This window comes from Acidovorax sp. Root70 (assembly GCF_001428225.1).
GTDB lineage: Bacteria > Pseudomonadota > Gammaproteobacteria > Burkholderiales > Burkholderiaceae_C > Acidovorax.
This window is the reverse complement of record NZ_LMHQ01000031.1, coordinates 175,457-188,330: the sequence shown is the minus strand read 5'-3', so window position 1 is coordinate 188,330 and position 12,874 is coordinate 175,457. Positions and strand designations below refer to the sequence as shown.

12 protein-coding genes are annotated in these 12,874 nt (G+C 62.6%); 11 read left to right on the top strand and 1 reads right to left on the bottom strand.

Annotated elements, in window-relative coordinates; translation table 11 throughout:
* Nucleotides 1–17: 17 nt before the first annotated feature.
* On the bottom strand, nt 18–1,907 hold the full coding sequence (locus tag ASD94_RS20535; protein ID WP_056647035.1) for a hypothetical protein: 1,890 nt from the start codon (nt 1,905–1,907) through the stop codon (nt 18–20).
* Between the two features lie 271 nt (nt 1,908–2,178).
* Here ASD94_RS20535 and ASD94_RS20530 point away from each other — a divergent pair, with 271 nt between their 5' ends.
* From ASD94_RS20530 to gspD, 11 genes are read left to right on the top strand one after another with little or no spacing between them, the layout of a single operon-like run.
* Nucleotides 2,179–3,906: a GspE/PulE family protein gene (locus ASD94_RS20530; RefSeq protein ID WP_056647032.1), complete on the top strand. Its 1,728-nt coding sequence runs from the start codon at nt 2,179–2,181 to the stop codon at nt 3,904–3,906.
* Entirely contained in the window at nt 3,899–5,155 is a 1,257-nt protein-coding gene (locus ASD94_RS20525; protein WP_056647029.1) for a type II secretion system F family protein, read from the top strand. The genes ASD94_RS20530 and ASD94_RS20525 overlap by 8 nt, the downstream gene beginning before the upstream one ends.
* 28 nt (nt 5,156–5,183) lie before the next feature.
* On the top strand, nt 5,184–5,639 hold the full coding sequence (gene gspG, locus ASD94_RS20520) for a type II secretion system major pseudopilin GspG (RefSeq protein WP_056647026.1): 456 nt from the start codon (nt 5,184–5,186) through the stop codon (nt 5,637–5,639).
* 23 nt (nt 5,640–5,662) lie between these two features.
* Nucleotides 5,663–6,109: a GspH/FimT family pseudopilin gene (locus ASD94_RS20515; RefSeq protein WP_056647024.1), complete on the top strand. Its 447-nt coding sequence runs from the start codon at nt 5,663–5,665 to the stop codon at nt 6,107–6,109.
* Nucleotides 6,106–6,519 carry a prepilin-type N-terminal cleavage/methylation domain-containing protein gene (locus ASD94_RS20510; RefSeq protein WP_056647021.1) on the top strand — a complete coding sequence of 138 codons (414 nt, stop codon included), beginning with the start codon at nt 6,106–6,108 and terminating at the stop codon, nt 6,517–6,519. The genes ASD94_RS20515 and ASD94_RS20510 overlap by 4 nt, the downstream gene beginning before the upstream one ends.
* A complete protein-coding gene (locus ASD94_RS20505) occupies nt 6,516–7,187 on the top strand; it encodes a prepilin-type N-terminal cleavage/methylation domain-containing protein (RefSeq protein WP_056647019.1) in 672 nt (223 codons plus the stop codon). The genes ASD94_RS20510 and ASD94_RS20505 overlap by 4 nt, the downstream gene beginning before the upstream one ends.
* Before the next feature lie 32 nt (nt 7,188–7,219).
* On the top strand, nt 7,220–8,044 hold the full coding sequence (locus ASD94_RS20500; RefSeq protein ID WP_056647016.1) for a type II secretion system protein GspK: 825 nt from the start codon (nt 7,220–7,222) through the stop codon (nt 8,042–8,044).
* A 7-nt stretch (nt 8,045–8,051) separates the two neighbouring features.
* Nucleotides 8,052–9,239, top strand: coding sequence for a PilN domain-containing protein (locus ASD94_RS20495; protein WP_056647014.1), 1,188 nt, complete (start codon nt 8,052–8,054; stop codon nt 9,237–9,239).
* Nucleotides 9,236–9,790 (top strand): type II secretion system protein GspM, encoded by a 555-nt coding sequence (gspM, locus tag ASD94_RS20490; RefSeq protein WP_056647013.1) that lies wholly within the window; start codon nt 9,236–9,238, stop codon nt 9,788–9,790. The genes ASD94_RS20495 and gspM overlap by 4 nt, the downstream gene beginning before the upstream one ends.
* A complete protein-coding gene (locus ASD94_RS20485; protein ID WP_056647010.1) occupies nt 9,787–10,461 on the top strand; it encodes a hypothetical protein in 675 nt (224 codons plus the stop codon). The genes gspM and ASD94_RS20485 overlap by 4 nt, the downstream gene beginning before the upstream one ends.
* 4 nt (nt 10,462–10,465) lie before the next feature.
* Nucleotides 10,466–12,841 (top strand): type II secretion system secretin GspD, encoded by a 2,376-nt coding sequence (gene gspD, locus ASD94_RS20480; RefSeq protein WP_156391491.1) that lies wholly within the window; start codon nt 10,466–10,468, stop codon nt 12,839–12,841.
* Nucleotides 12,842–12,874: the final 33 nt, after the last annotated feature.

Sequence of the window (12,874 nt, the reverse complement as noted above, 5' to 3'; positions counted from 1 at the left end):
TGAGATGTGCTCTTAATTTACTCGTTGCGATCAATGATCTTCTTCACGGATTTGTACAGTTCATCTGATCCAAACCGACCATTGCCCGGGTCCAGAGAGAAGATATTGTTGTTACGTGCCACAAGGGCCCCTTGCCAGCGCGGCTCCAGAAAAAAAGACAAAAACTCCGCTCCCTGCGCGGCATGCCGGTCCAGCATGCGCTGCACGGCAGGGGCGTCCATGGCCTTGAGAGGGTGGAATTCCGTCACACCATAGCCGCGGTGCGCAGTGTTGGCATACCACTGCGAGAAGGTAGTGCCATAGGTGGCATCGCCATACAGGCTCACGCCCAGCCGGATGTCTCCCATGGGTTGCAGCGATGCCTGGATGGCGTACTTATTGGCATCCCAGCTGGGGTTGGTGAACGGAATGATCTGGTGCGTGTAATGCGGGGTGCCGGCCAGACACGACTGGTGCACCACGCCATCAAAGAATTTCAGGTAGTCCGCGACCTGCTTTTGTCGGAAGGCATGCCACAGTGGCACGAGCGGGTTGTAGTAATAGGCCGACTGCTCGGCGGGCATGTCGATGTGGGCCTGCAGTACGCCATCGGCCGGCGCGCTGGCGGGCAGGGGCTTTTGCGGCAACGCTTGGGGAGCGCTCTGCTGCCGGTCCATCAGTGCGATGTGGCGCGTGCCCAGGGGCGTCAGGCGGCCGGGTTTTTGCTCCAGAAACATATCGATGCGGTGCAGGCCGGTGGGCAGGCCCCGGAAGTCCATGTCCAGCCGCCAGCCAGTGTTGGCGTCACCAAACTCGGGCTTGGCCGCCAGCACGTCCTGCCGTCCCTGATTGACGGGGGTTTTACCCACGAAAACACCATTGCGGTAGACATGCACCCATGCAGGGGCGGCACCCTCGGACTGCTCAATATAGGCCCAGCCGGCAATGGGCAGGCTGCCTTGTGCAAAAGAATCGATATGCTCGGTAAAGCGCTGCAAGGGCTCGCTGCGGATATCACGCGATGGTGGCTGTACTTCACCGAACGAGGCATAGTTCGCGCCTAGCACGCGGTTGAGTTGCTCGATGCGTGGGAACTCCTGCCGCAAGAACTGCCGAAACCCCGCCACCGATTGCGTGCTGTAGTCGGTCACGCGGTAGGGCCTGTTGAATCCCATGCCGGCCTCGAAGTCGGGAAACAGGTGGTGCAACTCGCCCAGCAGCGTCACACCCTTGATCTTTGCAATGTCCTGCGCGGGCAGGCGGCACATTTCCTCCAGCAAGGCTTCCGTTGCCTGCACGCGGCGAGCGGTCAGCGCGGTCTGCGTGCTGGCGAAGGACCAGTTGTTAATAGCCGAGTTGTAGTAGCGGCCTTGGGCCAGTGGGCCGTCGCGCGTCTGGGCCAGGTTGGCCGGGTCCAGGGCCAGCGCTTTTTCCAGCGGCGCATCGGTGGCGAAATGCGTGGAGAACAAATATAGGATCAGGGGCCGGTCGGTGTCGCGCACGGTGCGCACCAGCCGCCCAACGGTGTCTTTGTCAATGATCCAGCCCTCGGGGCTTTGGCGAAACAGCTGCAGCAAGGGCACAGGCAAGGTGTAGCCTAGAGGGTAGGGGCCTGGGGTGCTGTCTCCGTTTCCTCGGGGCTGCAGCGCCGAAAGGGTGGACTCCACCAGTGCCGCCGCTGATCCATTAGGGCCCGTGCAGGTGGCCAGCATGTCGGGCGTGTCTGGCGTGGCCGCGCTGTCTTGCGCGAGAACGCAGGAGTCGATTACGCCAATCATCGGCGCCAGCAGCATGGGGCCCTGCCTGGGCGCTCTTTCGGGCGTATGACGGGACAGCAGCACGCACCCGGCCGCACCTGCGGCCAGCACCCCACAGGCAGCAATGGAGATGGCCAGGGTGGTTGTGCGGTGGGTGGGGCGATGATTCATGGCGAATGCGGCGGCAGGGGTCGTCTGGGAGGTGGTGCGCAGGGGTCAATGAATGTAAGGCAAAGCACCAAACCGATCGACCCAGGGGCGAAAAAATATAAGGAAAATGAGGCCCTGGCGCTTATAGGGTCAGTGCAAGCAGCTATAAAAATAGAAGTAACTGCGTTTAGCGTCGTAGGGTTGTGTGCCGCGCCGCCGGGAGGTTTACATCGCCCCGTTACACTCACGCCCATTCTCCGCAGACCGCTGCTGCGCCGTATCCAGACCATTCATGACGACAAACACAATTTCGGCCCTTGCCGAACCGTTGGGCGATGACGCCGTGCAGCCCCCGCGCATTGGCGAACTGCTGGTGCAGGCCGGAAAGCTCAGCGCGCGCGACCTGGATCGCGCGCTCTCCGCGCAGCAAGAAATGGGCGGTATGCTCGGGCGTGTGCTGGTGAGCCTGGGTCTGGTGTCCGACAGCGACGTGGCGCTGGCTCTGTCCATCCAACTCGGCATCCCCCTTGTGCCGGCTGATGGCTTTCCCGACCTCATGCCAGAAGTTGAAGGCCTGCTGCCTGAGTTCTTGCAAGCCAACGCCATCTACCCGCTGCGCCTGGAAGGCGGCGAGCTGCACGTGGCCATGGCCGTGCCGCAGGATGCCTTCGTGGTCAAGGCTCTGCATCTGTCCACTGGCTGCACCATCCGACCGCACTTGGCGCTTGAAGGCGACATTGAAAAGGCACTGGCCGAACCGGTCGAAGAGGCCGATGACGCCGATGATGGTTTTGGAGACGGCTCTGACGGCGGAGACTTTGTTGAGCATTTGAAAGACCTGGCCAGCGAGGCGCCCGTCATCCGCTTGGTCAACACCATCATCGGTCGCGTGATCGACCTGCGTGCTTCTGACATCCATCTGGAGCCGTTCGACGACGGCCTGCACGTGCGCTATCGCGTCGACGGGGTGATCCACCCCGGCGAACTGGTGCCGCCGCGCCTGTCTGCCGCCGTCAACTCGCGCGTCAAGCTGCTGGCGCACCTGGATATCGCCGAGCGCCGCCTGCCGCAAGACGGCCGCATCAAGACCCGCGTCAAGGGGCGTGAGCTGGATCTGCGCGTTTCTACTGTTCCCACCGTGCACGGCGAAAGCGTGGTCATGCGCGTGCTTGACCGCGCCAGCGTGCGCCTCGAACTCGAAAAGATGGGCTTTGAAAAGGACACGCTGAGCCGATTCAACACCCTGCTGGCGCGCCCGCACGGCATCTTGCTGGTCACCGGCCCCACCGGCTCAGGCAAGACCACCACGCTGTACGCCGCACTGGCCAAGATCGATGCCGCAGCGCAAAAGATCATCACCGTCGAAGATCCGGTCGAATACCAGCTCGAAGGCATCAACCAGATCCAAGTGCATTCGCAGATCAACCTGACCTTCGCGAACGCCCTGCGCTCCATCCTGCGGCAAGACCCCGACATCATCATGATCGGCGAAATGCGCGACGGCGAAACCGCACAGATCGCCGTGCAGTCCGCGCTAACAGGGCACCTGGTGCTGTCCACCTTACACACCAACACCGCCGCTGGCGCCGTGATCCGCATGCAGGACATGGGCGTGGAGCCCTACCTCATTACCTCGGCCGTCAACGGCGTGCTAGCCCAGCGCCTGGTGCGCACACTGTGTGGGCACTGCAAAGAGCCCTACGAGCCGGGCCCCGAAGTGCGTGAAAGCTCGGGCCTGTTGCGTTTTGGCAGCGTGGGCAAGCCCATATACCGGGCGGTGGGCTGTGAGCAATGCCGCCAGTCGGGCTACCGGGGGCGCACAGGCATCCATGAGCTGCTGGTGCTCGACGAACCCATGCGCCGCGCTATCATAGAAGGGCGCGACGCCAACGTCCTCAACACCATCGCCGCACAAAGCGGCATGCTGAGCCTGTACGAAGATGGCCTGCGCAAGGTGGTGGCGGGCCACACGACGCTGGACGAATTGGCCCGCGTCACGCAGGACCAGACCGATGCCTGATTTTGTCTGGCGTGCCGCCGCAGCCTCTGGCAAGGTCGAGGAAGGTCTGCTCAGCGCCGCCAGTGCGGCTGCAGCCCTCAAGCAACTTCGCGGCCAGGGGCTGACGCCGCTGAGCATCAACGACGCCAGCAAGGCCCCCGCATTGGCGGGCGGGGCTAGCGCGGCGAATGCCTCTAGTGGCCCTGCGCGGCCCAAGGTGCGCCAAGCCAAAGGCCCGGTCACCGCGCCCGATGTATTGGCGCTGACTTCAGAGTTGGCCATCATGCTGCGCGCAGGTCTGGCGCTTGACAACGCCCTGCGCGTGCTGATCGACATGAGCCACAAGCCCAGCATCGGCGCTCTGGTGCAGGGTATCCTGGATGCAGTCAAGGGCGGCACTCCGCTCAGCCGAGCACTGGCCGCGCACCGCGAGCTGTTTGGCGACTTCTACATCAATATGGTGCGCTCGGGCGAGGCCAGCGGCCAGATGTCCGCCGTGCTTGACCGCCTAGTCGAACACATGGAGCGCCAGCGCGCCCTGCGTGACAACGTCATCTCGGCCACCATCTACCCTGCCATCCTGCTCGGGGTGGCCGTGCTCTCGCTTGTCGCCATGCTCGGTTTCGTCGTGCCGCAGTTCGAAAAACTGTTCACCGACATGGGCGATGCGCTGCCCATGCCCACTCGCCTAGTCATGGGCCTGGGCCATGCGTTCACGCGCTATGGCTTGTTCATGGGTGTGGTGGCCGTGGGCGGCGGCATGCTGCTGACGCGCTGGCTGCGCTCACCCTCGGGTAGGCGTTGGTGGCAGACCCTGGTGCTGCGCCTGCCGCTCATGGGACCGCTGGCGCTCAAGTACCAGCTTACGTTGTTCTCGCGTTCCATGGGCACCTTGCTCGGCAATGGTGTGCCCATGCTCACCGCGCTGCACATCGCCACCGAAACCGTGGGTAACGTCGTGCTGCAGCAGGCGCTGGGGCGTGTGGCGCCCATCGTCAAGGAAGGCGGCCGGGTCGTGCAGGCGCTTTCGGCCACCGGCATCTTCGAGCCCCTCGCCATCAATCTCATCCGCGTGGGCGAAGAAACCGGCCGCATCGGCCCCATGATGCTGGAGTTGGCGAATATATTGAACCGCGAGGTCGAAACCGGCATCAAACGCCTTCTCACGCTGGTCGAACCCGTGCTCATCCTGGTGCTGGGTGTGCTGATCGCCGCCATCATTGTTTCCATCCTGCTCGGAATCCTGTCCATCAATGACCTCGCCGTATAATTTTTGTTTGTTCAAGGAACCGTCTCCCATGGTGAGTATTTGTGCCCGCCGCGCCTGCGGCACCGCCTTTGCCCACAAGTCTTCGCGTGGCTTCACTCTCATTGAATTGCTGGTCGTACTGGCCATTCTCACGCTGCTGGCCGGTTTGGTCGGCCCGCGCGTGCTCAACCAGCTCGGTGGCGCCAAGTCCAAGACTGCGGGCGTGCAGATCGCCGACCTCGACAAATCGCTCGAACTCTTCAAGCTCGACGTGGGCCGCTACCCCACCACCGAAGAAGGGCTTGAAGCCTTGGTCAAGAAACCCGGCAGCGTCAACGGTTGGACTGGGCCCTACCTGAAGGGAGGCTTGCCAACCGACCCATGGGGCCACCCCTACCGCTATGCCAATCCTGGCCCGAATGGCGGCATTGAGATTCTCTCCCTTGGTGCCGATGGCGCCCCTGGCGGCGAGGGCGAGAACGCAGATATCCGCAACACAAACTGAGCAGCCAGGCTTTTCCGGGGCCGATGCCAAACGTTCGCGGATTCACGTTGGTCGAACTCCTGGTGGTCTTTGCCATCATGGCTGTGCTGATCAGCATGGTGCCTGTGGCCTACGACAGGGCCAGGGAGAGTGCGCAGTACCGCGACGTCGTGCGAGGCATTCTCAGCGACATGCGTAAGGCACGCCAGGTCGCTCGACTGCGTGGGCGGGAAACACGCTTCATCCTCGATCTGGCGCAGCATCGGTACGGGGTTGCAGGGGAGGCGCTGCGTCCCCTGCCGGACACCATTGACTTCCGCGCTCTGGTCGCAGAAGGCGAAATGCACAGCGGTGTCGCGGCTATCCGCTTCTTGCCCGACGGCGGCGCCACGGGGGGCAGCGTGCAGGTAATGCGCAAAACCGGTACTGGGGTGCAACTGCGGGTGGATTGGCTTTCCGGGCGGGTGACCCAAACCGCCTTGGCTCCATGACGAGGTCTGTGCGCTGGGGGCGTGAGGCAGGTATGTCCTTACTGGAAGTCCTGGTGGCCTTCTCCATCATGGCCATGGCCTTGGGCGTGCTCTATCGGGCCACCGGGAGCAGTGTTCGCTCAGTTTCTACCATCGAAACCACCCAGCGTGCCGCGTCATTGGCGCAATCCCTGCTGGCCCTGCGTGACGCCGTGCCCGCTGTGGGTTGGACCGATGCTGGTGAAACCGCAGGGTTTGCTTGGAGCATTCACAGCACGCCGTATCCCACCAATGTGGCGCATTCCAACGTGCCGCCCTTGCATGAGGTGACGGTGGAGATCCAGTGGACCGATGCAGGCGCCAGGCGCACCCTGCGCGTCGTCACCTTGCGCGCCGAGCGCAAGCCCCTGCCAGGGGGCGCTGCGCCATGAAAATCCGTGCCGCGCGCAGCCTGGGCTTTACCCTGGTGGAACTCCTGGTCGTCTTGACACTGCTATCGCTTATGGTGCTGGCCATGGCGTCGGCGCTTCGCACTGTGGCGCAAAGCCAAGAGCGCGTTGACCACAAGCTCACCAACGTCGACGACTACCGGTTGGCCGTCGGCTTCATCCGCGACACCTTGGGGCGCATATCTGCCCGCAGGCAAGTGCGCAGCATTGACGAGAAAACCAGCCCCTACCTCTTTGCTGGCGCTCCGGACGCCGTGACCTGGGTTGGCGTCATGCCCGCACGCTATGGCAGTGGCGGGCGGCATTTTTTCCGGCTCGGTCTGGAGAACATCGAGGGTCAGGCGCGCCTAGTGCTGCGTTTTGCGCCATGGCGGCCCGAAGCTGCGGCCTTCCCCGATTGGGCGGCGGCCGACAGCCGCATCTTGGCCGACGAAATAAAGACCCTTTCCATGCGCTACGAAAACGACCGTGAGGAGCCGCCCGCCTGGGGCGCCGGCTGGGCTGATCCAGCCCAGCTGCCGGGCCGTATCGCCATCGACATCGCCACGGTAGCCGGAGACTGGCCCACGCTGGTGATTCCCTTGTACAAACTGCCACTCACTGACGGCAGCAACGGCGACTTCTCTGTGGGCGGAGGGCGCAGCCGATGATGGGCCGACCGCTTCGCCGCAGCAGCAGCGGCATGGCGCTCATTGCCGTGCTCTGGATCGTCTCCGCGCTGAGCATCATGGTCATGGGGCTGGTGCACAACCTGCGCGGAGAGGCCCGTCTTGCAGGCCAATCGCGGCAGATCGCCGTGGCTGCAGGCATAGGGGATGCGGCCATCCACATCGTGCTGCAGGAAATGATGGCCCACACCCTGCAGGGACAGCGGCAGCAAAGGCTCCAAGTGGTGCCCGTTACATATGGCGGACAGGGCATCGAGGTCGAGATCCTTCCACTCAATGGGCTCATTAACCTCAACAGTGCTGGCGTACCCTTGCTGGCGCAGATGCTCGCCTTGGCGGGCATGCCCCAGAATGCGGCGCAAGCGCTGGCCCAAACCATCGTGGACGTTCGCACCAGCCGCGACGCGCAAGGCGTTGCCAGGAGCTTTGAGGCCACCGAAGACCTGCTCCAGGTACCGGGGATCGACTACGATCTCTATGCTAAGATCGCGCCGCTTTTGACAGCCGACCAACTGGGCGGCGACCGTGTCAATCCCATAGCCGCGCCCAAGTCCGTTTTGTTGGTTCTAGCGGGTGGCGATGCAGGCAAGGCGGTGGCCATAGATGCCCAGCGAGCCTCTGGCGTCGTAGGCGTCGACACTACCGGGCTCATGGCCGAGTTTATTGAAAACAACGCTACCACACAGCGCTTTCGGCTGACGGCTCGCATACCGCTCGGTGATGGAGGTGTCGCTGTCGTGGCACGTAGTGTCAACCTGAACCCCTCGGTGCGCGATGGCATGCCATGGCACACTTACCGTTTCGAGCAACGCCTGCGGGAAGACACTGCGGCCCCCTGAAAACACCATGTCGCCCTCTGCTTCACCGCCCCGATTTTTCGGACTGGACACGCATCAACTGCGGGAAACGCTCGCCCAGGCCTGGGCGGAACTGCGTGACGGCCCCATCCTCGACTGGTTCACCCCCGAGGCACGTGTGCGCTGGTACCGGGTGGACGGCACGCAGGAAGTCTGGCTCGCCAGCGGCGGGCAATTGCGGCGCGACAAGGCCGACGGCTCCCGCACTGCAGCGCCCTTCACCGCCGTCGAGGTGCCGGACAGCATCGTGCTGCGGCGCCAGACCACGCTGCCCATTCTGACTTCCGCAGCCACAGCCCAGGCCATTGCGCTCGAAGCCAGTGCCAATAGCCCCTTCCTGCCGCACGAACTCGTATGGGGAGCGCGCAGCACCCCTGCCGCGCAGCTGCGCGGCAGCCAGGACGTAGAAATCGTCCTGGCCTCGCGCGGGCTAATCCAGCGGCACTTTGCGGCACAACCGGACGCGGCTGCGTTGGAGACTAGCGAAGCCTGGTGCCTCTCCGCGCACACCGGCGAGCCCATCGCCCTTGCTGGTTTCGCAGAACCGCGCAGGCAGCGCGCGCAGCGCCGTGGGTGCAACCTCAATCTTGCCCTCATGGCGGGCGCACTGGTCCTGTTGGGCGCCATCGCTATCACGCCCAGTTTGCAGTTGCGCGCGCGCGCCCTCGTCGCCATGCAGGACTACCAGCGGCTCGCCCGCCTTGCAGCGCCTGCGCTGGCCCAGCGTGAATCGCTTGTGCGCTCCCAAGACCAACTGACCGAACTGCGAGCTATCCTGGGCGAACAAGCCGACCCCTTGCAAATCATGGACCTGCTCACCCGTGCGCTGCCGGACGACTCCTCCCTCCTCACCTTGCAGGTACAGGGCCTGAAAATCACTCTCACCGGGCAGACTACCAACTCCGCAGCGCTGCTGGAGCGCCTGGGCAACGAACCCGGGCTGCGCGAAGTGCGAGCTCCCACCGCCGCTACGCGCCCGCCTGGAGCCACCAAGGACACCTTCACCATCGAGGCACAGATCGACCCCGCAGTCCTTCTGCAGGCTGGAGTTAGCCCCAAGCCGGACGAGGCGGCCGTGAAACCTGTAGCTTCTGTGGTGCCTGCGGCACCTGCGTCGTCACCGGCGTCTGCTGCCTCTGCGGCACTCGGGACACAGCCCAAGGCATCCAAGCTATGAAGATACGCACCCTGTCCCCAGGGGCTATGCTCCTGCTACTCATGCTGGGCGTGGTGCTTGCCGCGCTCGCAGGGGGCAGCTACTACATATACGACAAGCACCAGGCGGCCGCGAAGCGCATGGAGGAAATGGAGCCCCGGCATGCACGCCTACAAGGGCTCCAAGGCAGCGTCGATGTGCTGGAGCGAGCGCAAGCCGAAGCGCAGGGCTTGGTGGCGCAGTATGTCTACCCCGCGGAAACAGACGCTAACCAAGTGGGCAACGCCGCGCAGCAGCGCGTGCGCAACCTGTTCACCGCGGCTGGGCTGCAGATTGTCAGCAGCCAGGTGCTGCCAGCCAAGGCCGAGAAGAACTACGACCGCATACCCCTGGCCGTACGCGCCGAAGGCGACCTTTTGGCTCTTCAAGGCGCGCTGGTTGGCTTGTCGGGGCAAACACCTGTCATCCTGGTGCGAGGAATGAGCCTGCAGACCATTGGCTCCGTCAGGGCCGACACTCCGCAGCGTCTGGCTGTGCAGTTCGACATGCTCGTTCTCAGGGGGCGCCCATGAAGATCCACCCCACGCCGACGCTTCTGGCGGTCAATGCTGCACTGGCTGTGGGCTTGGCCGCGCTATGGCTTGAGCCTTCGGGGCAAGTCCGGGGCACCGCCTGGGTGGCACCTGTCGCAATCGTGCCCGACATCGCACAGCCAAGTGGGATTGCCGCACCCAAAGCCGCCGACACCAGTCGCTTTCTGGCTGTGCTCGAGCGCCCCCTGTTCTCGCCCAATAGGCGCGCCCCTCCGCCCGCCCCCGTCAAGGTGGAAACTGTGCCAGAGCCCGACGCGCTAGCAAACATCCAGCTTCAAGGGGTGTATTCCTCTGGCGACGGAGGGGGGATTCTTGCAAAAATCGACGGTAAGGATCGCAGGCTAGCGGTGGGCGGTGCCTTGGGAATGTGGACACTCAAGAGTATTGAAGGCCGTGATGCCGCTTTTGCTCGGGGGGAGGAGATAAGGGTATTACGGCTCATTCCCTCGAAACTGGGGGCTGCGGTGCCCGCGCCTATGGGTACCTCAGGTAACTCAATCGACGCACAGAAATCGCAGGGTGCGGTTCCGGCGCAGGTTGATGACCCCGTGGCCAAACAAGAGCAGGAGCGCCAAGAGCGTGAACGGGCTCGCCTTGCATTGCGTAATGCAAGGCGAGCTGAGCAAGGATTTCCCCCGGTTAAAGAGTAAATTCATGAGTCATTTTTATATGGTCGCGCCGCGTTTTCTAGCTCTCGCCTGTGCCTTTTTGGCTGGTTCCGCGGCGTGGGCTGCAGATGAAGCGCTCGTTCCGAGTGTTGAGCCAATGCCTGCTCTGCTTGGATCCAAAGGGTCAGCAGGCAGCAATACTCATCCCGACGGCCTGCCTAACGAAGGGGGGGGGGCATACGAGCCGCGAATTGTTAGAGGCAACGATCGTGTGATAGGTGCCGCAAAGCCCGCGCAAGTGATCGACGGGGCTCCGAGTTCGTTTAAGTTTGAAGAGGCACCGATCGCCGAAGTGGTTCGCACCATGCTTGGCGACGTTCTCAAGGTTGATTACGTACTGCATCCGCCTATCGGTGGCACCGTCACGCTTGCAACGCGGGTTCCTGTGTCGCCCGATCAGGCGATCTTTTTGCTGGAAAGTGCTCTCCAGGCCAATGGCTTGGTTATGGTGAGAGACCCTCGCGGGTCTTATCACGTGGGCAAGCCGGAGGCGCTCAAGGGTATTGGCGCTGCTGTGCGACAGGTAAGCGGGGGCGCTCTGCCCCCGGGTTCTGGCGCGGTGGTTGTGCCGCTTCAGTTTATCGGGGCCTCTGAGATGGCGTCCATCCTGCGTCCAATGATGCCAGCCGAATCGTTGATCCGTGTAGACACTGTCCGTAATTTGCTTGTGTTTGCGGGTAGCCGAACCCAGGCAGAGGGGTGGCTAGACATTGTGAATACTTTCGATGTGGACCTACTTAAGGGAATGTCAGTAGGCGTTTTTCCTTTGAAGTACGCCTCTGTCAAGGAGGTAGAAGCCGCGCTTCAATTGTTAAGCGCGAGTGGCGGGGGCGCTCAAAATACGGCGCCAGGCAGGGGGGCTGGGGCGCCAGGTGCTGCGGGCGCGGCAACTGGAGCGGCTAGTGCGGTCGGGCTTGCAGATAACTTGCCGCTAGCGGGTGCTGTGCGTGTGATGCCCATTGAGCGGATCAACAGTATTCTGGTGGTAACTCCGCGCGCCTCGTATCTCGATGAGGCGCGTCGCTGGATTGATCGACTCGACCAGCCTTCGGATAACACTGCTGAGGCGCAGCTTTTTATCTACCAAGTACAGAATGTCAATGCGCGCCATTTGGCCACAGTGTTGGGCGGCATTTTTGGATCGGCGCAGCCTGCTGGTGGCACGGCAAACAGTGGGGTAGCCCCTGGATTGACAACGGCCACGGGTAGTTCGCTTGGGCAGTCCGCAATGGGCGGCTCCGCGTTTGGCGGCAACAGCACCCTTAACAGCGGCGCTGGTGGTTTTTCGGGGCGGACGGGGGGGCTTTCGTTGGGAGGTGCGACGGGCACAACAGGGGGGCTGGCTGGGCGAGTAGCGCAACAGGCTGGGGCGCAGGCGCCTGCGGTTGCCTCTTTGGGAGGTGTCCGTGTCATGGCGGATGAGCTGAACAATTCAGTGCTGGTGTGGAGCACGCGTGCGGAGTACGCCAAGATCGAGTCGACATTGAAGCGCTTGGATCTTCCCCCGACGCAGGTGCTCATTGAGGCCAGCATTATTGAAGTCACGCTGAACGATGATTTGCGATACGGGTTGCAATGGGCCTTCAGCGATAGCCGGGCGGGTACCGATTACACGGGGCGTGGAACGCTCAGCAGCCGTGATGGCGACGCGTCGGGTGGAATTATCGGTAGTGCGCTTTCTGGCTTTTCTTACGCTCTCAAAAGTCCCTCAGGTAATGTGCGTGCCATGCTGAATGCCTTGTCTGCCAAGACGACAGTGAAGGTGGTCGCCAGTCCCTCGCTAATGGTGCTGGACAACCATACAGCGGCCATCGCAGTGGGTGACCAGACGCCAATCCAGGCGGGGACAACAAGCAACCTTGAAGGAACGGTCACTTCAACCAATATTCAATACAAGGATACGGGTGTTAATCTAGTGGTCACGCCCTCGGTCAACGCTGGAAATATTGTCACCATGCAGGTGGAGCAATCAGTGACTGACGTGGGGGCCAAAGACGAGGTGACCAATCAGCGCGCCTTCTTGCAGCGTCAATTGTCCAGCAAAGTAGCTGTGCGCTCCGGTGAATCCATCGTGATGGGCGGGCTCATCCAGGAAAACAGCACTGCAACAAAATCCGGCATTCCTATCCTGCACACTTTGCCCTTGCTGGGGAACCTTTTTGGTTCGACGAGCAACGATGGACGGCGTACGGAACTATTGGTTGTCATCACTCCTCGAGTGGTGCGATCTGACATCGATATTCGTCAGGTCAGCGAGGACTTGCGCGACAGGATGAAGGGCTTTACCAATGTACTGCCGTCAGCCGCAAGCTCGGGTTCCTCGGTGCCGCCGACCTCACAACCTTCCATGTTGCGGAACTAAGGGTGTTCGGCGTTTCTTGTGGGCAGGCCCATG